We start from the raw sequence: 22,881 nt of genomic DNA on the forward strand, positions 1-22,881 counted from the left end.
TGAAGTGCATATAGACTCTGTTGTTATCACTGACCTGACGGAGAAGAAGCATGTTTAACGTGGATGATTTTGTGCAGTCTAAGACCGGTGGCCCAAAGATGCAGGTGCTGCGCGTGGAAGGCGATATGCTGTGGTGCGCTCGCGTTGACGATCACATCAAGCGTGAAATTGAAGTCAGAGCCGATAGCGTGAATCTGTATCACGAAGACGGCGATTTCGGCGTCTGTTAAAAAAATGGCCCCAAATCGGGGCCATTTTTAGGGATTGTCTCGCTGCACATTATTCTGACCGATGCCGCCGATAAACGGCAGACGCAGCCTGAATGGTGTGAAATCCAGCCCCATGTTTAATCCCAGCAGATTCACTTCCAGCCCCTCTTCCGCTCCAACCGTCACACCCAACACACCCAGCAGGGAAAGCTGCACGCCGCGACCTGACGGCGGTAAACCTACCGGATTAAGCAGCGAGCGATAATCTTTGCCGAGCGCGTTAGCCGGTAGATCCAACTTCAACGCCGGAACCTCGCGGCCAATATGTGCCATAAAAGTATTGCTGTTGGGTCCCGGCCAGGCGTGATACGTGGTCGGCCAGGGATAGGATTTAATGGCCGCTTCGATCTGCGGAATCATCGCTTCTGCGCTACTGCCGCGATGGTCAACCAGCAGACGCGGCTTCGCACCGTACCAATAACCATCGGGAAGATTGCTGTTACGACGCACTTTATCGCCGCTGCCCCAGCTAATCACTTCGTAACGGTTGTAGCGGGTTTCACCGGCGCGCTTGAAGATAATCCACGGATGCACCGCCACCGCGCCCTTCCAGCCATAAGTCGGCGCAGCATAAACCTGCACGATAGCTTCTGCCGCATAACGCTGCGGATCCGGTGCGATACCGGCCGAATCGCGCCTTGCGGATGCCCAGCCACCGCGTTCAGAGGTGAGCTCACCGCTTCGCGTTGCCTGCGCCAAGCTCGCGCCTAATGAAAGCAAGATGATGCAAAGAAAAGAGATCAGTACGGCTTTGAAAGGCAACATCGACGGCATCCTGATGAGTAAAAATTACTCGCTATCTTGCATCGAAACGGGGGGGTTTGTATTCACGAACTATGCGATACATTTAGCCGCATGATTTGCCATCAGAAGGTTTGAAAAAAAAAGCCCGCAATTAAGCGGGCTTCGTTTTTACGCAGTAATCAAAGCAGGATTTATTCCCACTCAATCGTCGCAGGTGGTTTACCTGAAATATCATAAACAACGCGGGAAATGCCGTTAACTTCGTTGATGATGCGGTTAGAGACGCGGCCGAGGAAATCGTACGGCAGGTGCGCCCAGTGCGCTGTCATGAAGTCGATGGTTTCCACCGCACGCAGTGAAACTACCCAATCATATTTACGACCATCGCCCATCACGCCAACAGAACGTACTGGCAGGAACACGGTGAACGCCTGGCTGACTTTGTTGTACAGGTCAGCTTTATGCAGCTCTTCGATGAAGATGGCGTCTGCACGGCGCAGCAGGTCGCAGTACTCTTTCTTCACTTCGCCCAGCACGCGCACGCCCAAACCTGGACCTGGGAACGGATGACGATACAGCATGTCGTACGGCAGGCCGAGTTCCAGACCGATTTTACGCACTTCGTCTTTGAACAGCTCTTTCAGCGGCTCAACCAGGCCCATCTTCATCTCTTTCGGCAAACCGCCCACGTTGTGGTGCGATTTGATCACGTGTGCTTTACCGGTGGCAGAAGCCGCCGATTCGATCACGTCAGGATAGATGGTGCCTTGTGCCAGCCACTTCACGTCTTCCAGACGCAGCGCCTGCTCGTCAAACACCTCTACGAATACGCGGCCGATGATTTTACGTTTGGCTTCGGGATCGTTCTCGCCTGCCAGCGCATCGAGGAAGCGCGCTTCTGCCGCAACGTGCACGATGTTCAGACCGAAGTGGTCACCGAACATTTCCAGCACCTGCTCAGCTTCATTCAGACGCAGCAGGCCGTTATCCACGAACACGCAGGTCAGACGCTCGCCGATGGCGCGATGCAGCAGCATCGCGGTCACAGAAGAGTCCACACCACCAGACAGACCGAGAATCACTTTGTCATCGCCAACCTGCTGACGAATACGCTCAACCGCATCTTCGATGATTTTGGCTGGTGTCCACAACGCTTCACAGCCGCAGATGTCACGAATGAAACGCTCAAGCATGCGCAGGCCCTGACGCGTGTGCGTCACTTCCGGGTGGAACTGCACGCCGTAAAATTTCTTCTCTTCGTTAGCCATGATGGCAAACGGACAGGTTTCGGTACTGGCAACGGTTTCGAAACCGGCTGGGATGGCGGTGACTTTGTCGCCGTGGCTCATCCAAACGTCCAGCAGCGGTTTACCTGCTGCGCTAATCGCATCTTCGATGTCACGCACCAGCGCGCTCTGAGTCAGCACTTCAACCTGCGCATAACCAAATTCGCGCTCGTTAGAGCCTTCAACCTTGCCGCCCAACTGCATCGCCATGGTCTGCATGCCGTAGCAGACGCCCAACACTGGCACACCCGCGTTAAACACGTATTCCGGCGCACGCGGGCTGTTCAGCTCGGTGGTGCTCTCCGGACCGCCAGAGAGAATGATGCCGTTCGGGTTAAACTGGCGAATTTGCTCTTCGGTGACATCCCACGCCCAGAGTTCGCAGTAGACACCCAGCTCGCGCACGCGGCGCGCAACCAGCTGCGTATACTGAGAACCAAAATCGAGGATCAAAATGCGATGTTTATGAATATTTTCAGTCGTCATTGAGGCGTTTCCATTGGGATGGACTTAATAATAAAAGCGCCCGGCGGGTGCCGGGCGCTAAATTTTACGGGATTATGAACCCATGCGGTAGTTTGGTGACTCTTTGGTGATGGTCACGTCATGCACGTGGCTTTCATTGATGCCCGCGCCGCTGATACGCACGAACTCCGCTTTGGTGCGCAGATCGTCAATGGTCTGGCAACCCGTCAGGCCCATGCAAGAGCGTAAGCCGCCCATCTGCTGATGCACGATCTCTTTCAGGCGGCCTTTATAGGCCACGCGGCCTTCGATACCTTCCGGTACCAGTTTGTCAGCGGCGTTATCGCTCTGGAAGTAACGATCTGAAGAGCCTTTAGACATCGCGCCCAGTGAACCCATACCGCGATAAGACTTAAACGAACGGCCCTGATACAGCTCGATTTCGCCCGGAGACTCTTCGGTACCAGCCAGCATAGAACCGACCATGACGGCCGCTGCGCCTGCTGCAATCGCTTTAGCGATGTCGCCAGAGAAGCGGATGCCGCCATCAGCGATAACCGGAATGCCGGTGCCTTCCAGCGCGGCAACCGCATCAGAAACCGCGGTGATCTGTGGCACGCCAACACCAGTGACGATACGCGTGGTACAGATTGAGCCAGGACCGATCCCCACTTTCACCGCGCTCACGCCGGCCTGCGCCAGCGCCAATGCGCCTGCGCCGGTGGCAACGTTGCCGCCGATGATTTCCAGGTTCGGGTATTTTGCACGGGTTTCACGAATACGCTGCAGCACGCCTTCAGAGTGACCGTGTGATGAGTCAATCAGCAGCACGTCAACACCGGCAGCAACCAGCGCATCAACGCGCTCTTCATTGCCCGCACCGGCACCAACCGCAGCGCCTACGCGCAGACGGCCTTCCGCATCTTTACACGCGTTAGGTTTACGTTCGGCTTTTTGGAAGTCTTTAACGGTGATCATGCCCAGCAGGTGGAAGCTGTCATCAACAACCAGCGCTTTCTCAACACGTTTTTCATGCATTTTGTGCAGCACAACTTCGCGTGCTTCACCCTCTTTCACCGTTACCAGGCGCTCTTTCGGGGTCATCACCGCGGAAACTGGTAAGGTCAGGTCGGTAACAAAACGCACGTCACGGCCCGTGATGATGCCTACCAGCTCGTTGTCGGTGTTCACGACCGGGTAGCCGGCGAAGCCGTTACGTTCGGTCAGCTCTTTCACCGCCGCCAGCGCGGTGGTTGGCAGCACGGTTTGTGGATCGGTAACGACGCCGCTTTCGTGTTTTTTCACCTTACGAACTTCATCCGCCTGGCGCTCAATTGACATGTTTTTGTGAATAAAGCCCAAACCACCTTCCTGCGCCAGCGCAATTGCCAGACCGGCTTCGGTCACGGTGTCCATTGCAGCGGAGAGCATGGGGATGTTGAGACGGATGTTTTTCGTCAGTTGAGTGCTGAGATCAGCGGTGTTCGGTAAGACAGTGGAGTGAGCGGGAACGAGCAGAACGTCGTCAAATGTGAGGGCTTCTTTAGCGATTCTTAACATTGCAATATCTCCACCTGGGGGCGATTAAAACAGATAAAATATTGCCGCGGCATTATACAGGCCGAAACCGATTGCCTCCAGTGTTTTTTCAGAAAAAGTCTTGATCCTCGGGGCAAGCAATGTAGTATCAGTTGATTAACCCTCTGATTTAAAATTTGATCTACATCACATGTCGCTACCGCCAACCGCCAATATTTTTACCGTCAGCCGCCTGAACACCACGGTGCGCCAACTGCTGGAAAATGAGATGGGCCTGGTGTGGCTCAGCGCTGAAATTTCAAATTTCACTCAGCCCTCTTCCGGTCATTGGTACTTCACGTTGAAGGATGATGGCGCACAAGTGCGCTGCGCAATGTTCCGCAACAGCAATCGTCGCGTCACCTTCCGTCCTCAACATGGCCAGCAGGTGTTAGTGCGCGCCAGCATCACGCTGTATGAACCGCGCGGCGATTATCAGCTGATTATCGAAAGCATGCATCCGGCCGGTGAAGGCTTGCTGCAGCAGCAATTCGAGAAGCTGAAAGCGCGTTTAGCCGCGGAAGGCTTATTCGATCAACAGTTCAAACAGCCGCTGCCGGATCCGGCGCGTCAGGTGGGCGTGATTACCTCCGCCACCGGCGCGGCGCTGCACGACGTGCTGCGCGTGCTGCATCGACGCGATCCTTCACTGCCGGTGATTATCTATCCCACCGCGGTGCAAGGCGTGGATGCGCCGGCTGGCATTGTGCGTGCCATTGAGCTGGCTAACCAGCGCGATGAGTGTGACGTGCTGATTGTCGGTCGTGGCGGCGGTTCGCTGGAAGATTTGTGGAGTTTCAATGACGAGCGCGTGGCGCGGGCGATTTTTGCCAGCCGCCTGCCGATTGTCAGCGCCGTTGGGCATGAAACCGATGTCACTATCGCTGACTTCGTAGCGGATTTACGTGCGCCGACGCCGTCTGCTGCGGCAGAATTGGTGAGCCGTAATCAGCTTGAACTGTTGCGCCGTTTGCAGTCGCAGCAGCAGCGCATGGAGATGGCGATGGATTTCTATCTGGCTCAGCAGCAGCGTCGCTTCACGCGCATTCAGCACCGCTTGCAGCAGCAGCATCCACAGCTGCGTCTGGCACGCCAGCAAACCGCGCTCTTCCAGCTGCAGCGCCGTCTCGGTGAAGCGATGGACCAGCGCATGCGTGTGGCCAATCGTCAGCAGGATCGCCTGCTGCAACGCCTTAACGCCCAGCAGCCGCAGGGACGTATTCTGCGCGCTCAGCAGCAGCTCCAGCAATGGCACTATCGCTTACAGCAGGGCATGGAGAAGCAGCTCAATCACAATCGTCAGCGCTTTGGCACGCTGGCGGCACAGCTGGAAGGCGTGAGCCCGCTGGCAACGCTGGCGCGTGGCTTCAGCGTAACCACCGACACCCAAGGTCAGGTGGTGAAGAAAACTCAACAGCTGAGCAAAGGCGACTTGCTGCGCACCCGGCTGGACGATGGTTGGGTGGAAAGCCAGGTTACCGCACTCGAACCGCAGAAATCCCGGAGCCGCAAAGCGCGTTCATAGCGGGAAAACTATACTTCTGGCATGTACCTCAATGGCCAGGAGTTTTTTTATGTCTTACAGCGTTATTCCTCCCTACATTCTGCGCAATATCATTGATAACTGCTCCGGCGCGCAGCAAGACTACGCGCGCCGCACCCTCACCCACGTCCAGCACTTGATGGGCGAACATAACGCTAAACCAGCAAGCACCACCACCGCTCAGCCAGGCACAGTGCTGCGTGCTATCTATGACGCCGAAGGGACGCAAAATCTGCCCGGCACGTTGGTGCGCGAAGAAGGCCAGCCGGGAAATGGTGATGTTGCAGCCGAAGAAGCCTGGAACTATCTCGGCATTACCTACGATTTCTTCTGGCAAATCTACCAACGCAACTCGCTGGACAATAAAGGCCTGAAGCTCGATGGCACCGTGCATTACGGCAAGGAGTATCAGAACGCCTTCTGGAACGGGCAGCAGATGGTGTTTGGTGACGGTGACGGCGAGATTTTCAATCGCTTCACTATCGCGCTGGATGTGGTGGCGCACGAGCTGACGCACGGCGTGACAGAAACCGAAGCGGGATTGATCTATTTCCAGCAGGCAGGCGCGCTGAATGAATCGATGTCTGACGTGTTTGGTTCGCTGGTGAAGCAATTTCACCTCAAGCAGAGCGCCGATCAGGCCGACTGGATTATCGGCGAAGGTCTACTGGCGCAGGGCATCAACGGGCGCGGATTGCGCTCGATGTCGTCACCGGGAACGGCTTACGATGATCCGGTGCTGGGTAAAGATCCGCAACCGGCCGATATGGCGCACTACATCGAAACGCGTGACGACAACGGCGGGGTGCACCTCAATTCTGGCATTCCCAATCGTGCCTTTTACCTCGCTGCTAAAGCGCTGGGCGGCTTTGCGTGGGAACAGGCCGGTCAAGCCTGGTACGACACGCTGTGCGACAAAACGCTGCCGCAGGATGCCGATTTCAGCACCTTTGCGCGCTTTACCGTGCAGCACGCTAATCAACGATTCAACAGCTCAATGGCGGAAAAGATCCAATCCGCCTGGCAGCAGGTAGGCGTAACATGGACATCCAACTGACCGATGACGCAATCATCGAGCTGGCGCGGGAAGGCGGAATCGCTTTTATCCCTAAACTGCGCGGCGAACGGCGCTTTGCGCTGGGGGAACTGCCGGAACCGCAAAAGCAGCGCGTCTGCGAAGTACTGGAACAGGCAATGCCGTTGGGGGAAACGGAAGATCAGGCGGCAAATGTCGGTCGTGGCGATCAGCGCTACTACCGCATTCAAATCACCTATGCGACCCATCGCGAAGCGGGAAGTTTCGTGATTTTAATTCCCGAACAACTGGCGCCCCCCGAGCTGCAATCGCTGTGGCGAGACGGTGAATAGGTTATCGGAGATCTCTCAAGGCAGAACGTAACTGATTGACTATACTCATTATGTGGCTAGCTAGTCCACGTCGAAGAAAACACCCTTAGATGAGGTCTCTGCTATGACACAAAAAAAGCAACGAGGTGGTGCCGGGAACTTTGCAGAGGACCCGGAGCGCGCCAGGGAAGCCGGTAGCGCTGGCGGCAAAGTCAGTGGGGGTAATTTCAGAAACGATCCTGAAAGAGCCAGGGAAGCTGGAAGAAAAGGAGGTCAAAAAAGCCGTCGCCCTTCTAAGCAGCAGTGATTAAGGTGCCTTAAGGAAGAGATGTGCCACGGAGGGTGATAAAAAAAAGGCCGACATCATGATGTCGGCCTTTCTCCTTTTTTAACTTACTTGCTGTCTGGCAGCGCGTAAGCAATCACGTAATCACCACGGTCTGGCGACTGACGTGCACCGCCTGCGGAGATCAGGATGTACTGTTTGCCGGTTTTCGGCGAAACATAGCTGATTGGACCGCCCTGGCTGCCGACTGGCAGACGTGCTTTCCACACTTCTTTACCGGTTGAGCTATCGAAAGCGCGCAGATAGTAATCCTGCGTACCCGCGATGAACACCAGGCCACCCTGCGTTGCCAGCGTGCCGCCTAAGGTCGGCATACCAATTGGCATTTTCGCGCGCATTTTGATACCAAACGGACCGGTATCTTCTACCGTACCCACCGGCACCTGCCACACGATCTGACGGGTTTTCATATCAATCGCTGACAGCGTACCGAACGGAGGAGCCTGGCACGGAATGCCCAGCGGCGACATGAAGCGGTTTTTGTTCACCGCGTACGGTGTGCCTTTCAGCGGAACCGCACCCATACCGGTGTTGATGGCTTCACCGCCGTTGCTGGCCGCCGTTTTGCTGGTGTCTTGTGGGATCATCTGTACCCACAGGCCCAGACGCATGTCGTTAACGAACATGTACTGGTTGTTCGGGTCAAACGAGATACCGCCCCAGTTCATACCGCCCAGTGAACCTGGGAAGCTGAGGGATTTATCGGTATCTGGCACGGTGAACAGACCATCGTAACGCATACCTTTAAAGGCAATACGACACGCCAGCTGATCAAACGGTGTTGCACCCCACATATCCGACTCCGTCATTTTCTGGTTGCCGATATTTGGCATTTCCACAGAGTGCGGCTGAGTTTTGGTGTACTGCTCGTTCGGGATGTGACCCTGCGGCATCGGCAGCTCTTCAACTTTGGTCAAAGGCTTGCCGGTCAGGCGGTCTAGCACCCAGATCATGCCGGTTTTCGCGCCGATAACGACGGCTGGCTTGTTGGTGCCATCCTTCATCGGGAAGTCGACCAGGCTCGGCTGCATTGGCAGGTCGAAGTCCCACAGATCGTTATGCACGGTCTGATAAACCCACTTCTGCTTACCGGTGGTGGCATCCAACGCCAGGATTGATGCGCCGTAAGTGTGATCCAGTTTGGTACGATTCGCACCCCACAGATCCACTGACGAGCTACCCATCGGCAGGAACACGGTGTTCATTGCCGGATCGTAAGACATTGGCGCCCACGAGTTTGGCGTACTGCGGGTGTAATTTTTACCCGGCATCAGCACCGCATTGGGGTCGTCATTGCCTGGGTCAAACGCCCAACGCATCTGACCGGTGATGACGTCAAAACCGCGCAGCACGCCGCCAGGCATGTCGGTCTGTACGTTATCGGCGACACGACCACCCACAACTACGGTGGTACCGGCCATCGCTGGCGGTGACGTCAGCTGATATTGCGGATCTGGCGCACTGCCCAGACCGGTTTTCAGATCAACCACACCGTGCGTACCGAAGGTGTCGCACAGCTCACCGTTGTCGGCGTTGATAGCAATCAGACGCGCATCAATGGTGTTCATCAGAATACGACGCTGACAGGTGTCGCCAGCAGGCAGCACAGCGGCAGTAACCGGCGTTGAACCCGGCTCGGTTGGCTGCTGCAGGGGTTTAGTCGCATCGAAATAGGCTAAGCCACGGCAGCGGTTCCACACTTCTGCCTGCGCGTTGATTTCGCGTTTCCAGATTTCCTTACCGCTGTCTGCGGCAACCGCAATCACATTGTTATGCGGGGTGCACAGGAACAGCGTGTTGCCCACCTGCAGCGGGGTTTGCTGATCTTCCGCACCGTTACCGGTTGGGCTGATTGGCGTATCGCCAGTGTGGAAAGTCCAGGCAACCTGCAGGTCTTTCACGTTGTCGCGGGTAATCTGATCGATGGCAGCGAAGCGGTCGCCACCCGGCGTACGGCCGTAGCTGCTCCAGTCTTGCTGAGGTTTTGATTTATCGACCGGAATCAGCGGCAGCTGTTTACCGTCAAATGCCACGGTAGGATGCGGCTGGAACATCTGCACGAAAGTCGCCACCATGCCCACCACGATCACCGCAGACAGCACATAGGAGACTTTTGCCAGGGAGCTTTTGCCTTCGCTTTTACGCAGGGCTGGCCAGGTGAGGAATGCAAACAGCATCAAGCCGGCCGGCACCATCAAGCGCGAGACCAGCGGCCAGAAATGCAGGCCTGCATCAAACAGTGACCAAATCAGCGTGCCAGCAAACACCAGAATAAACAGGGTGACGGCGGATGATTTGCGACGGAAGAACTGAATGGCCGCCAGCAACATAACGATACCGGCGATGAGGAAGTACCAGCTGCCGCCCAGCGCGACCAGCTTGCCGCCGCCGATTGCGAAGAACAAGCCGATTGCCAGCAAGACCAGGCCAAACAGTACGGACCAGATGCTCAGCCCTTTGCCGGGACGAGCGGAATTTTCTGCCATAACAAAAACTCTCCTGAAAAAATAAAGCGCTGGCGCCGATAAATCTGTGGCAGCCGATGACAAGGCCCCAGCCGCAGCGGGAGACAGGAACTATTCCGTTACGCTTTATTTTATATCTATTGATACGGGTGCAATGCCCGTGATTCGGCGCTTGTGAGCGAGGACACAACGTAGGTGAGAGTGATTCTCGCGACAAGGCGGCAGGATTGTACCACCTGGTACAATAAAAAGTGAATATCCATAACGCGGCAGTCACTGGTTAATAGCATTTTTGCTACAAATCCAGGCGTAACTTGTTAATAACTCTAGGCGTGGAATCCGGAGTTTTTAATCTGCGATGAAGTCAGGCGTAAATTCGACGCGCTTTTTCGAGATGAGACCGTCGCCGTGCTGACAAAAGTAGTCGACAGCGCCACAGGCTTTCAGCACTTGTAACGGCTGATGGCAATCCGGGCATAAGGCGATACGATCGAAATGACGTTCACAATTGGGGCAGTCAAAACCGGTTTCACTGAGAGTGAGTGGTTGCTGACAGGTTGGGCAGGAAAAGTTCATCCATTATCCTCTGCGCTTTGGATGGCGGTCGCCATAAATGGCGCCACTACAAGTTACAGGTGAAAAAAAAGGGCCCTGCTGGGCCCTTCTCATCTTAACGCTTGTTCTTCTTCAGATGCGACATCAGACGCTGACGTTTACGCTGCTGCGTTGGCGTCAACAGGTTGCGTTTGCCCGCGTACGGGTTATCGCCTTCTTTGAACTGAATGCGAATCGGCGTACCCATAACGTTGAGTGAACGACGGAAGTAGTTCATCAGGTAACGCTTATAGGAATCAGCCAGATCTTTCACCTGGTTGCCGTGAATCACCACGATTGGCGGGTTATAACCACCGGCGTGCGCATACTTCAGCTTCACGCGGCGACCCCGCACCAACGGCGGTTGGTGATCGTCGGCGGCCATGGTCATAATGCGCGTCAGCATTGCGGTGCCCACACGTTTGGTAGAGCAGTCGTACGCTTCGGTCACCGATTCGAACAGGTTGCCGACGCCGCTGCCGTGCAGGGCGGAAATAAAGTGGATGCGCGCAAAATCGATAAAGCCCAGGCGGAAGTCCAACATCTCTTTGACTTCATCTCTGGCTTCCTGCGTCATGCCATCCCACTTGTTGACCACGATCACCAGTGAGCGCCCACTGTTCAGGATAAAGCCGAGCAGCGAGAGATCCTGATCGGAGATTCCGGCACGGGCATCAATCACCAGCATTACCACGTTAGCATCTTCGATCGCTTGCAACGTTTTGATAACTGAGAATTTTTCGACGGTTTCGGTGATTTTACCGCGCTTACGTACGCCAGCGGTATCAATCAGGACATACTCACGTCCGTCACGTTCCATCGGAATATAGATGCTGTCGCGCGTGGTGCCCGGCATGTCGAAGACCACGACACGGTCTTCGCCAAGAATGCGGTTAGTTAGCGTTGACTTACCCACGTTCGGGCGGCCAACGATAGCGAGTTTGATTGGCAGTGTGGTTGGGTCGAAATCTTCTTCTTCCTCTTCCTCCAGCGCCTTCTCACTCTCTTCTTCTAAATCGGCCCAATAAGCAGCGTTCTCTTCTTCTTCAGTGAGCTCGACTTCTGGAACGATTTCTTCCATCCACGGCAACAGTGCGGTTTCCAGCAGGCTGTTAACGCCGCGGCCATGCGAAGCTGCAATGGCGTGAATCTCGCCTAAGCCCAGCGCATAGAAATCCAGCACCGCCGCTTCCGGGTCGATACCGTCAGTTTTGTTGGCGACAACAAAGGTGGCTTTCTCACGGGCACGCAGATGATTAGCGATTTGCTGATCCGCCGGCATTACGCCCGCGCGCGCATCCACCATAAACAGCACCACATCGGCTTCTTCAATCGCCAGCAGCGACTGCTCCGCCATGCGGTTTTCTACGCCCTCTTCGGTGCCATCAATACCGCCGGTATCAATAACAATGAATTCGCGCCCTTCCACTTCGGCGCGACCATATTTGCGATCGCGAGTCAGTCCAGGAAAATCCGCCACCAGCGCATCACGTGTGCGTGTTAAACGGTTAAATAGCGTAGATTTTCCCACATTGGGACGCCCAACCAGCGCGACCACAGGTACCATAACACTTGCCTCAGTTTTTAAAATAATTCGCCCGAATGGCGTGATTATAACGACATTTGACGCCAGGCGTCAGGCTGAAGGCGCAAAGAATACCATGCCTGACTAAAAACGAAACGGCCCCTGACGAATCAGGAGCCGTGTAAGCGAGCGGGAAACGCGTTCCCGCAGAGCCAAATCCTTAACGGGTGATGGCGTAAACTTCTCCGCCTTTCGCCTGGATCAGCAGCTTGTCACCGGCAACAACCGGTTCAGTCTGGAAGCCATCGCTGTCCAGTTTCTGCTGCGCCACGAAGCGGCCGTCAAGGGTGTTAATCCAGTGCAGATAACCTTCGCTATCACCGACAACCAGATAACCGTTGAACAGCACCGGCGAGGTCAGATTACGATGCAGCAGATCGCTTTGACGCCAGATGGCTACGCCACCATCAGCATTCAGGGCAATCACGCGGTCATCCTGATCGACCAGATAGATACGACCCGCATCCACCACCATGTCTTTCACGCCGCCAATCTCACGTTTCCACAGCACCTGACCAGAACGCAGTTCCAGCGCGGTGAGGTTACCGTTATACGCCAGCGCATAAACCACACCGTTTACCACGACTGGCGTAGTATCGACGTCGCTCAGGCGATCGATTTCCGTGGCGCCGCTTGGCTGCGAAATACGCTGCTGCCAAATCAGCTGACCTTGATTGACGATGACTGCGCTCACGCGGCCATTATCGCCACCCACAATTGCGCCACCAAAGGCCACGGTCGGGGCTGATTCACCGCGCAGTGACAGCGCAGGCATATCAAGATTAACGGTCCATTTGATCACGCCAGTGCTCTGATCAAGGCCTTGCAACATACCGTTGCTGGTGTGAACCAGCACTAAACCGTCGCTCACCACCGGACGCGACAGCGCTTCACCGGCGACCTTGGTCTGCCAGGCGATGCCACCATCGCTGGTATTCAACGCAAATACCTGACCACGTTCGCTACCGATGTAGATGCGGTCGCCGCTGGCGGTGACGCCGCCAGAGAGCAGTGCCGAGATGTTTTTCGAGAAGAAGCCGGTTTTCTCAGAGAGATCGACTTTCCATTTCTCTTTACCATTGCTGGCATCAAGCGCTTTAACCACACCAAAACGATCCGCAGCATACACGGTACCGTCCAGCCAGGCTGGATGCAGATTGGAATAGAAATCACCAACGCCATCGCCAACCGAGGTGCTCCACGCGGTCTGCGGCGTAAACTGGTTTTCCACTTTAGGCAGCGGGGCCATTTTCACTACATCTTCTTCGCCGCTGAACAGCGAGCAACCGCTGAGCAGAGTGACTGAAATCAGCCCTGGCAGCAGGTATTTACGTAATTCCATGTGCGCTCTCTTGACTGGCTTAACTTAAGTTATTCATCTTCATCTGCAGCATTTGCTTCAGCGCGGGAGAGGCCTGCGATTCAGCACCTTTGCTCCAGGCATCACGCGCGCCCTGCTTATCGCCTTTGCTCAGCAGTGCTTCGCCACGAATGTCCGCCACAATGGCTGTCCAGCCATCACCTTTAACATTGTTAAGGGTAGAAAGTGCGGCATCGGCCTGACTTTGCTGCAACTGAATGCGAGCCAGACGCAGGTTAATCACCGCCTGCAGGTTGGCATCTTTGGTATCTTTCAGCCCACTCTGTAACAGAGTGATAGCTTTATCGAGCTGATTAGTTTCAACATACTGCTTAGCCAGATCCAACGAAGCCAACGCACCATAGGTGTTGTTGTTTTCGCTGGCGAAAGTGGCGACCGCTTCCAGCGAATCAGGCTTGTCCGCCTGCATCGCACTGGTCAGCTGTTGATATTCGGCTGATGCCGCTTTATCGGTGCCTTCCTGATGACTGGACCAGAAACGCCAGCCACCCAGCGCAGCGATACCGATGATTACGCCAACGGCCAGAAATTTGCCATTGTTGGCAAAGAACTGACGCAGCGCGTCAACTTGTTCGTTTTCGTTGCTGTAAACTTCCACGCAATCCCTCTCTTTAAAATGGCTATTGCAGTGCTGCGCTTACTGCAGCAGCGTGCGCAACGTTGCTGCGGCGTCGCTCTGAGCCAGCGTCTGTTGATCGCCGGTACGCAGGTCTTTCACCACAACCTGGCCCGCTTTCACTTCATCTTCGCCCAGCACCAGCGCAATGCGTGCGCCCCACTTGTCTGCACGGGCAAACTGCTTCTTGAAGTTACCGCCACCAAAGTTGGTCATCATCTTCAGTGCCGGATCAGCATCACGCAGTTTTTCCGCCAGTTGCATCGCGGCGGACTGAACGCCCTGCCCCGAAGCGATAACATAGACATCAACAATGCGCGTCGGTTCAAATTCTGGATTAACTGCTTGCACCAGCAACACCAGACGCTCCATACCCATGGCAAAACCAACCGCTGGCGTGGCACGTCCACCCAGCTGTTCAACTAAACCATCGTAACGTCCGCCGCCGCACACGGTGCCCTGCGAACCGAGGCTGCTGGTCACCCATTCAAACACGGTACGGTTATAGTAATCGAGGCCGCGCACCAGGCGCTGGTTAATGCGATAGCTAATGCCCGCGTCGTCCAGCAAGGCACACAGGCCGCTGAAGTGCTCGCGCGACTCCTCATCAAGGAATTCGCCCAGCGTTGGCGCATCGTTTAACAGTTTCTGGATGTCAGGATTTTTGCTGTCGAGCACGCGCAGTGGATTGGTGTACATGCGGCGTTTGCAATCTTCGTCGAGTACGTCCTGATGTTGCTCAAGGAATCCCACCAGCGCGCTGCGATAGTTGGCACGCGCGTCCAGCGAACCGATAGAGTTCAGCTCCAGCTCAACATGCTCGGCAATACCCAACGCTTTCCACCAGCGCGCGGTCATCATGATCAGCTCAGCATCTACGTCCGGGCCTTGCAGGCCGAAGACTTCGACACCCATCTGATGGAACTGGCGATAACGACCTTTCTGCGGGCGCTCGTAGCGGAACATCGGGCCGGTGTACCACAGACGCTGTTCCTGATTGTACAGCAGACCGTGCTCGATACCGGCGCGCACGCAACCTGCTGTGCCTTCCGGACGCAGCGTCAGGCTTTCGCCGTTGCGGTCTTCAAAGGTGTACATCTCTTTCTCAACCACGTCGGTGACTTCACCGATCGCGCGGCTGAACAACGGGGTGTGCTCAACGATTGGCAGACGGATTTCACTGTAACCATAGCTGGCCAGCACCTGCTTAAGGGTGCCTTCAATACGCTGCCAAATCGCGGTATCCGCCGGCAGGTAATCGTTCATCCCGCGAATCGCTTGAATATTCTTCGCCACGTTAGAATCTCTTAAGACAAAAAAACCTGAGCGGCATCATACCTTATGAGGATGAAACCGCACAGGTTCAATCACAAACTGGCACGCGACAGGCGCGCACCACGATTATTTTTCCAACTGCTGCACGTTGATACGGCGGCTTTCATCCAGCATGCTGGCTTTAGCGCGAATACGCGCTTCCAGCTGGTCGATCATGTCGTTGTTATCGAGACGATCGCGCTGGCGCACACCATCTTCGTAGAAGCCGCTTTTCTTGGCTCCGCCGGTCACGCCGAGGGTAGAAACTGTCGCTTCACCCGGACCGTTCACCACGCAACCGATAATGGAAATATCCATCGGTGTGATGATGTCTTCCAGCCGCTCTTCCAGCGCATTGACCGTACCGATGACATCAAACTCCTGACGCGAACAGGTCGGGCAGGCAATAAAGTTGATACCGCGGGAGCGGATGCGCAGAGATTTGAGGATATCGTAGCCGACTTTCACTTCTTCAACCGGATCGGCCGCCAGCGAAATACGCAGCGTATCGCCGATGCCTTCGGCCAGCAGTAAACCTAAACCGATCGCCGATTTCACGGAACCCGCACGCGCGCCGCCCGCTTCGGTAATACCGAGGTGCAGCGGCTGATCGATGGCTTTCGCCAGTAAACGATAAGATTCAACGGCAAGGAAGACGTCAGAGGCTTTGACGCTCACTTTGAACTGATCAAAGTTGAGGCGATCAAGGTGATCCACATGGCGCATCGCGGATTCGAGCAGCGCCTGCGGCGTTGGCTCGCCATATTTTTCCTGCAGATCTTTTTCCAGCGAACCGGCATTAACGCCGATACGGATCGGAATGTTGTAATGACGCGCACAATCCACCACCTGGCGAATACGCTCATTGTTGCCGATGTTGCCTGGATTGATACGCAGACAATCCACGCCATATTCAGCGACTTTCAGTGCGATGCGATAGTCAAAGTGAATGTCCGCGACCAGCGGCACGTTGACCTGTTGCTTAATCAGTTTGAAGGCTTCAGCCGCATCCATAGTGGGAACGGAGACGCGCACGATATCAACCCCGACGCGCTCAAGCTGGCGAATCTGGTTAACGGTGGCGTCCACGTCAGTGGTGCGGGTGTTGGTCATTGACTGAACGGCGATGGGCGCACCATCGCCAACTGGCACCTTGCCGACGTAAATCCGTGTTGATTTGCGACGGATGATGGGTGCTTCGTTATGCATATTCTCTCTCCACAATTACCCGGAAAGCGCGCTGCGCGTTATTGCGCACCCAGCGTCAGACGGGCAACCTGGTTATTACGGATAAAACGACTTAAATCAACGGGCTGATTCTGATATTGCACGTCAACCGCACCCGGTGCGCCAATTTTCAGACGATACGGAGCCGTTCCGGACAAACTCAGCTTACCGCCGCTACGTTGCAAACCGCTGAACAACTTCTTGCCGGTCGCATCGCTGACTTCCAGCCAGCAGTCGGCTTTGAAGTTCATTACGATGGCATTCGGATCGCCTGCCGGTTGGCTGACTGCCGCATTCGCGGTAGGCATTTGACCAGCAGGAACACTGTTTGCTGGCGCCGGAGAGGTCGCTGCTGGCGGCGCTGTATCAATCGGAGCCTGGCTTGGCGAAACCACGGCGTTGTCGCTGCCGGTGGTTTGCGCATTGTTGCTCATGCTCGACGCAGGTGCGTCGGCGTTGCTTTCAGGCGTGGCCGCTGCGCCAGCACCGTTATCGACTGGCGTACCGGCAGCGTTAGTGTCCGCATCGGTATTGCTGTCGGTGCTGTTGTCGCCCAATGGAATGGACTGGCTATTGTCGCCGCTGCCGTTTTGATCGGCCATCGACACCAAGTCAGCCTGTGACGCTTTATGGTTTTGCCACCACCACGCACCGGTCAAACCGACTACGACGAAAACCACCAACCAGGTGAAGATCATCAGCCAGCCATCGCGCTTTTTACGACGCTTACCCAATGAGAAGCTCTGCATCGGCTCGATCCTGGCAGCGCGCACCGGAGCCTGTTTTGCCATCATCGGCAGCAGGTCATCTTCCGGCACATGCACCAGACGGGCATAGGAGCGAATGTAACCGCGCAGGAATGTCGAAGCCAAATCAGCAGGTGACTTATCCTCTTCAATATCACGCACGGTAGTAAGTTTCAGGCACAGGCGTTCAGCGACGTTTTGCTGGGTCAGCCCCATCTGCTCACGGGCCAGACGCAGGCGTTCACCTGTGGAATGTACTGCAGAATTCTCTTGAGTGGCTTCAGTATTCATTAGCTAAATAACGCTGGTACTGTATCGATTGTGGAAAACTTCGCGCCAACCGGTCGCCATAACGTGTAACGTCAGCAGCGTTTCCCTGTTGCGCGGCGAAACGTATCTGTAACCACAGGCTCTCTGCCGTTGCGGGCAAACGCTGGTGGTACACTTCTAAAAGCAGCGGAACCGACTGCTGTTCCTGCTGTTCAAGCCGCCTTTCCACTTCCCTCAGCAGTTGACTGCCCTGCTCCGGTGCGGCATCCAGCGCGTAACCTAACTGCTCGCGCGCTGAGGCACTCTCATCAGCCTGCAGGTAACAATAGCCCGAAAACAGGAATGCATCCTGACGAGCATCGATTTCCTGCGCCTCAATTGCCAGCTTAAACTGTTGATGCGCTTCGTCATACTGCCTTAAACCGCAGAGAAACGCACCGTAATTGTTAGCCACATAACCATTCAGCGGCGCTAACTGCTGCGCCTGCTGATAGTGCCAGCGGGTTTGTGCGCTGTTCAGCTGCGCCTGCGCCACACGGGCCAGGGCCAACGGCACGCGATAATCTTTCGGCGCTGCCTGCTGAGCACGCAATAAATTGCGCTGTGCAGCGGCATAATCCTTCACCGCCAGATAATGCAATCCGAGCTGCAGACGGATATCCGCTGCACTCTGCTTTGCAGGATGATTGACACAACCGGTTACAACAAAGCCAGCCAGAATCGCGGCGGGTAATCCTTTATGCATTTCAGTCTCTCCATGAAAAATATGCGGAGAGACTGACATGAGTTACGCCCGCTGAATATCAGCAGGCGCTGGCTTTCAGAGCGCCTTCACAGAGATGGCTTCGCCCGCCATTTTCTTACGCAGCGTACGCTTGGTACGGTCAATCACATCGCCCGCCAGCTGACCACAAGCGGCGTCGATATCATCACCACGGGTTTTACGCACGATGGTGGTGAAACCGTAATCCATTAGCACTTTGGAGAAGCGATCGATACGGCTATTGGAGCTACGGCCATACGGCGCGCCCGGGAACGGGTTCCACGGAATCAGGTTGATTTTGCACGGCGTCTCTTTCAGCAGTGCCGCCAGTTCATGCGCGTTGTCGGTGCTGTCATTGACGTGATCCAACATCACATACTCGATGGTCACACGGCCCTGATTGGCGTTGGACTTGCCGATGTAGCGTTTGACCGCCGCAAGGAAAGTCTCGATGTTGTACTTTTTGTTGATCGGCACGATCTCATCACGAATCGCATCGTTCGGCGCGTGCAGTGAAATCGCCAGCGCTACGTCGATCATATCGCCCAGCTTATCCAGCGCCGGCACCACGCCAGAGGTTGACAGCGTAACGCGACGTTTTGACAGGCCGAAACCGAAGTCGTCCAGCATGATATCCATCGCCGGCACCACGTTGTTCAGATTCAGCAGCGGTTCGCCCATGCCCATCATCACCACGTTGGTGATCGGGCGCTGACCGGTAATTTTCGCGGCACCGATGATTTTCGCGGCGCGCCATACCTGGCCGATAATTTCTGATACGCGCAGGTTGCGGTTAAAGCCCTGCTGCGCCGTCGAACAGAATTTGCACTCCAGCGCACAGCCTACCTGTGAAGAAACGCACAGGGTTGCGCGATCCGCTTCCGGGATGTAGACGGTTTCAACCAGCTGGTCGCCCACGCGAATCGCCCATTTAATGGTGCCATCGGTGGAACGCATCTCTTCCGCTACTTCCGGCGCACGGATTTCAGCGCGCTGCATCAGCTTACCGCGCAGCACTTTGTTGATGTCGGTCATCTGCTCGAAATCATCGCAGCAGTAGTGGTACATCCACTTCATGACCTGATCGGCACGGAACGGCTTTTCGCCCATCTCAAGAAAGAATTCGCGCATCTGCTGACGATTAAGATCCAGCAGGTTAATTTTTTCGTTTTTTGGGGAAACAACCACGGGGGAAGCGGACGACGGCGTCACAATCTGTTCGGACATAATGTTCTCTGGCCTCGTTGTTACACGTTACGGCTCTGGTTAATAGTAGGAAAAAAACAGCGCCCTCGCTGAGGCTGGCTCAACAAGGGCGCATAATTGTACTACATCTGCTGCATGATGCCAGGGGAACCGTTTCACAGAGGTTGAACAGCTGTAAAGACGGGTGTCCGCTCAGGCCATCAACGCACTTAGCGAGTGCGTGGGCAGACTTCGTTTTCTGCGAAGAAGTACGCGATTTCGCGTGCTGCAGATTCAGCAGAGTCAGAACCGTGGGTCGCGTTCTCGGTGAAGCTGTCCGCGTAATCCGCACGCAGGGTCCCTGCCAGCGCGTTGTCTGGGTTAGTTGCACCCATCAGATCGCGGTGACGCTGAACGGCGTTTTCGCCTTCCAGTACAGAAACCACAACCGGACCAGAAGTCATGAATTCAACCAGACCATCAAAGAATGGACGGCCTTTGTGCTCAGCGTAGAAGCCTTCAGCCTGCTCTTTGGTCAGGTGCAGCATTTTTGCGCCAACGATTTTGAAGCCCGCGCTTTCAAAACGGTTATAAATTGCACCAATCACGTTCTTAGCGACGGCGTTTGGTTTCACGATTGAGAAAGTACGTTCGATTGCCATGTTGACCTCTAGTTAGCATCCTGAAGAATCCGGGAGCTCCTCCCGGTAAGAAAACGCGCCGATTATAGGGATATCGCAGCGCGTTGCCTATTAGCGATTGGCGGAATTATTGAAAATAATTGATTTTTGTCGGGGCGCGCAGGCAAAAAGTATGCCATATCCATGCACTTAACCGCGCGTAAAGGCCACCGATGAGAGTTGCCCCGCTTCATCCATCACCACCAATTGATAACTGCCCGGCTCATCCAGCACCAGCGCCGCACTCTTATCATTCGCGTCCCGCTCCAGCGGCTGTCCGTTTAAGAACCACCAGCGCTGCTCACCTTGCCCGCCCTGCACCGCAACCGGCATCACCAGCACCACTTTACCCGGCAGCGGCTGTACGCGCTGGCCGTTGATCACACCAGTAATCACCATCGGCGGCGCATTGCCCTGATTGCGCGGCGGACAAGCGGGATCGATCGGCGGCAAGCGCTGCGCACGGCGTTCAGCAACCGGCAGCCAGGGTTCAAGCGGCAGCGGCCACATCAGGCGCTCCCGACTTTGTGCATCCGGGCAATCTGCCGCCACACGCCATCCCCGGCTGTTCTGCCAGTAGCGCTGACGCAAGCCATTGACGCCTTCCTGCCCCGGCGCCAGCAGCGTCGGTGGCACAGTTTGATTCAACACCCAACTCTGACGACGCTGGCGACAGTTTTCGTCGCCGGGAGGCAATGGCTGACCGCCAGGCCAGCAAATGCTCATGGCGCTGACCGCAAGCGGACGCGGATCGCGCGGCGCACCGCTCACCGGCATATGTCCCGTCAGCACATTATTGACCTGATTCATCACCGGCACCGCCGAGGCAAAACCAAATTGCCCGGCGACCGGCGTGGCATCCGGCCGCCCAACCCACACGCCAATCAGATAGCGCGGCGTGATGCCAATCGTCCATGCATCACGGTAGCCGTAACTGGTACCGGTTTTCCAAGCCAAAGGCGCAATCTCCGCCACCGCGCCGCTGGCCGGAGGTTGCGCCGCGCCAGCCAGAATGCGCCGCACAATCCATGCCGCGCCCGGCGACAACAGCGGCCTCTCCTGCAGCGGCTGTGTCGTCAGCCAGCGCAACTGCGCCGCATTGCCGTGACGGGCAAAGGCGCTGTAGGCCGCCACAATCTCATCCATGCGTGCGCCGGTGCCGCCCAGCACCAGCGACAGATTGGGCTCTGCGCCAGCGGGAAAGCGCAGATTTAATCCCACGTTACGCAAGCGCGCAGCGACACTTTTTGGCCCCAGCGCATCCAGTAACTGCACCGCCGGGAGATTGAGCGACCGCTCCAGCGCAGCGCTGGCGCTCACCGGCCCGTGAAAGCCCGAGTCAAAGTTGCCGGGACGATAGTCGCCGAAGCGGCGCGGCACATCCTGCAGCAGTGATTCGCCATGAATCAGCCCATCATCCAGCGCCATGCCATAGACAAAAGGCTTCAGCACCGATCCTGGCGATCGCACGCTCGAGATCATATCGACATGACCAAAACGGCTGTCGTCATTGAAATCCACCGATCCGACATAGCCGCGCACTTTCATGTTTTGGTGATCCACCACCAGCAGCGCCAGCGAGGTGCGCGGCGGTAAGTTGTTTTTCAGCGACGTCGCCAGATTCTCCAGTTCGCGCTGCAGCGACACATCAATGGTTGAGGTGATTTTGTTGTCGGGTGACAGCGACAATAGGCGTCGGGCCAGCAGCGGCGCACGTTGCGGCATTTGGCGCGGCGGCAGCCACACCGCTTCTTGTTTGATATCGGCGACAACCTGCGCTGACCAGACGTGATATTGCGCGAGGCGATCCAGCACTTTATTGCGTGCTGCTTCGGCGCGCTGAGGCCAGCGGTCCGGACGCAGGCGGCTTGGTGCCTGAGGCAACACCGCCAGCAGCGCCGCTTCACCTTGGGTAAGTTGCGAAGGCGGTTTCCCCAGCCACATCCAGCTCGCCGCGCCAACGCCCTCAACCGTGCCGCCAAAAGGGGCGCGATTGAGATACAGCGTGAGGATGTCGCGTTTTGAGAGATGATATTCAAGCTGCAGCGCGCGCCACGCCTGCACCACTTTGCCGCGCAGGGTGCGCGGTTGCGGATCAATAAGCCGCGCCACCTGCATGGTGAGCGTGCTACCGCCGGAGACCACGCCGTGATGCAGCACGTTCTGCCCGACTGCACGCATAATCGCCATCGGATTGATGCCGGGATGATGCCAGAACCAGCGATCTTCGTAGGTCAGCAGCGCCTCAATATAGGAAGGCGAGACATCCTCCAGCGTCACCGGATAGCGCCAAATGCCTTGCGGGTCAGCAAAGCGCCACAGCGGCGTACCGTCCTCAGCCACCACCACGCGCGCCGGCTGTAACTCATGCAGCGGTAGCGGTGTAAGGCGATCCAGTAGCCACAGCGCGGCCAGCAGCAGCAGTAAAAAAAGCGGCAGCCAGCGCCACCGCTTTAGTCGCTTACTTCCAGACATCA

20 protein-coding genes are annotated in these 22,881 nt (G+C 56.1%); 5 read left to right on the forward strand and 15 right to left on the reverse strand.

The window, feature by feature from the left end:
* Positions 1-50 precede the first annotated feature (50 nt).
* Positions 51-230: a DUF2158 domain-containing protein gene (locus P6287_RS14330; protein WP_101763499.1), complete on the forward strand. Its 180-nt coding sequence runs from the start codon at positions 51-53 to the stop codon at positions 228-230.
* A 27-nt stretch (positions 231-257) separates the two neighbouring features.
* On the opposite strand, the gene P6287_RS14335 is transcribed toward P6287_RS14330, so the two are convergent.
* From P6287_RS14335 to guaB, 3 genes are all read right to left on the reverse strand, one after another.
* Complete coding sequence (locus P6287_RS14335; protein ID WP_008108318.1) at positions 258-1,034, reverse strand: DUF3750 domain-containing protein; 777 nt, start codon at positions 1,032-1,034, stop codon at positions 258-260.
* 170 nt (positions 1,035-1,204) lie between these two features.
* Positions 1,205-2,785, reverse strand: a complete 1,581-nt coding sequence (gene guaA / locus P6287_RS14340; RefSeq protein ID WP_101763498.1) for a glutamine-hydrolyzing GMP synthase — start codon at positions 2,783-2,785, stop codon at positions 1,205-1,207.
* A 72-nt stretch (positions 2,786-2,857) separates the two neighbouring features.
* On the reverse strand, positions 2,858-4,324 hold the full coding sequence (guaB, locus tag P6287_RS14345) for an IMP dehydrogenase (RefSeq protein WP_101763497.1): 1,467 nt from the start codon (positions 4,322-4,324) through the stop codon (positions 2,858-2,860).
* 169 nt (positions 4,325-4,493) lie between these two features.
* Here guaB and xseA point away from each other — a divergent pair, with 169 nt between their 5' ends.
* From xseA to P6287_RS14365, 4 genes are all read left to right on the forward strand, one after another.
* Positions 4,494-5,867: an exodeoxyribonuclease VII large subunit gene (xseA, locus tag P6287_RS14350; protein ID WP_277973961.1), complete on the forward strand. Its 1,374-nt coding sequence runs from the start codon at positions 4,494-4,496 to the stop codon at positions 5,865-5,867.
* Positions 5,868-5,916: 49 nt separating this feature from the next.
* Positions 5,917-6,942, forward strand: a complete 1,026-nt coding sequence (locus P6287_RS14355) for a M4 family metallopeptidase (protein ID WP_277973962.1) — start codon at positions 5,917-5,919, stop codon at positions 6,940-6,942.
* Positions 6,927-7,253, forward strand: coding sequence for a protealysin inhibitor emfourin (locus P6287_RS14360; protein ID WP_192411393.1), 327 nt, complete (start codon positions 6,927-6,929; stop codon positions 7,251-7,253). Before P6287_RS14355 ends, P6287_RS14360 begins: the two co-directional genes overlap by 16 nt.
* 103 nt (positions 7,254-7,356) lie before the next feature.
* Positions 7,357-7,539, forward strand: coding sequence for a general stress protein (locus P6287_RS14365; RefSeq protein WP_045814915.1), 183 nt, complete (start codon positions 7,357-7,359; stop codon positions 7,537-7,539).
* A gap of 86 nt (positions 7,540-7,625) precedes the next feature.
* Here P6287_RS14365 and P6287_RS14370 read toward each other — a convergent pair whose 3' ends face one another.
* The 12 genes from P6287_RS14370 to pbpC all read right to left on the reverse strand — a co-directional run bounded on the left by P6287_RS14370 (position 7,626) and on the right by pbpC (position 22,879).
* A complete protein-coding gene (locus P6287_RS14370; protein ID WP_192411392.1) occupies positions 7,626-10,064 on the reverse strand; it encodes a glucose/quinate/shikimate family membrane-bound PQQ-dependent dehydrogenase in 2,439 nt (812 codons plus the stop codon).
* Positions 10,065-10,391: 327 nt separating this feature from the next.
* Entirely contained in the window at positions 10,392-10,619 is a 228-nt protein-coding gene (locus tag P6287_RS14375) for a zinc ribbon domain-containing protein (protein ID WP_210081469.1), read from the reverse strand.
* Positions 10,620-10,713: 94 nt separating this feature from the next.
* Positions 10,714-12,204 (reverse strand): ribosome biogenesis GTPase Der, encoded by a 1,491-nt coding sequence (gene der / locus P6287_RS14380; protein WP_101763491.1) that lies wholly within the window; start codon positions 12,202-12,204, stop codon positions 10,714-10,716.
* Between the two features lie 178 nt (positions 12,205-12,382).
* Positions 12,383-13,564, reverse strand: a complete 1,182-nt coding sequence (gene bamB, locus P6287_RS14385) for an outer membrane protein assembly factor BamB (RefSeq protein WP_110866466.1) — start codon at positions 13,562-13,564, stop codon at positions 12,383-12,385.
* 19 nt (positions 13,565-13,583) lie between these two features.
* Positions 13,584-14,201: a YfgM family protein gene (locus P6287_RS14390; protein ID WP_101763489.1), complete on the reverse strand. Its 618-nt coding sequence runs from the start codon at positions 14,199-14,201 to the stop codon at positions 13,584-13,586.
* A gap of 39 nt (positions 14,202-14,240) precedes the next feature.
* On the reverse strand, positions 14,241-15,515 hold the full coding sequence (gene hisS, locus P6287_RS14395) for a histidine--tRNA ligase (RefSeq protein WP_277973963.1): 1,275 nt from the start codon (positions 15,513-15,515) through the stop codon (positions 14,241-14,243).
* A 105-nt stretch (positions 15,516-15,620) separates the two neighbouring features.
* Positions 15,621-16,742: a flavodoxin-dependent (E)-4-hydroxy-3-methylbut-2-enyl-diphosphate synthase gene (gene ispG, locus P6287_RS14400; protein WP_101763487.1), complete on the reverse strand. Its 1,122-nt coding sequence runs from the start codon at positions 16,740-16,742 to the stop codon at positions 15,621-15,623.
* Between the two features lie 38 nt (positions 16,743-16,780).
* Positions 16,781-17,797, reverse strand: coding sequence for a cytoskeleton protein RodZ (rodZ, locus tag P6287_RS14405; RefSeq protein ID WP_192411389.1), 1,017 nt, complete (start codon positions 17,795-17,797; stop codon positions 16,781-16,783).
* Positions 17,787-18,521, reverse strand: coding sequence for a type IV pilus biogenesis/stability protein PilW (gene pilW / locus P6287_RS14410; RefSeq protein WP_277973964.1), 735 nt, complete (start codon positions 18,519-18,521; stop codon positions 17,787-17,789). The genes rodZ and pilW overlap by 11 nt, the downstream gene beginning before the upstream one ends.
* 75 nt (positions 18,522-18,596) lie before the next feature.
* A complete protein-coding gene (locus tag P6287_RS14415) occupies positions 18,597-19,766 on the reverse strand; it encodes a bifunctional tRNA (adenosine(37)-C2)-methyltransferase TrmG/ribosomal RNA large subunit methyltransferase RlmN (RefSeq protein ID WP_007884898.1) in 1,170 nt (389 codons plus the stop codon).
* 188 nt (positions 19,767-19,954) lie between these two features.
* Positions 19,955-20,386, reverse strand: a complete 432-nt coding sequence (gene ndk, locus P6287_RS14420) for a nucleoside-diphosphate kinase (protein WP_007884899.1) — start codon at positions 20,384-20,386, stop codon at positions 19,955-19,957.
* A 168-nt stretch (positions 20,387-20,554) separates the two neighbouring features.
* Positions 20,555-22,879, reverse strand: a complete 2,325-nt coding sequence (pbpC, locus tag P6287_RS14425) for a peptidoglycan glycosyltransferase PbpC (RefSeq protein WP_277973965.1) — start codon at positions 22,877-22,879, stop codon at positions 20,555-20,557.
* Positions 22,880-22,881: the final 2 nt, after the last annotated feature.

Origin of the sequence: Pantoea sp. X85 (assembly GCF_029623675.1) — a bacterium.
GTDB lineage: Bacteria > Pseudomonadota > Gammaproteobacteria > Enterobacterales > Enterobacteriaceae > Pantoea > Pantoea leporis.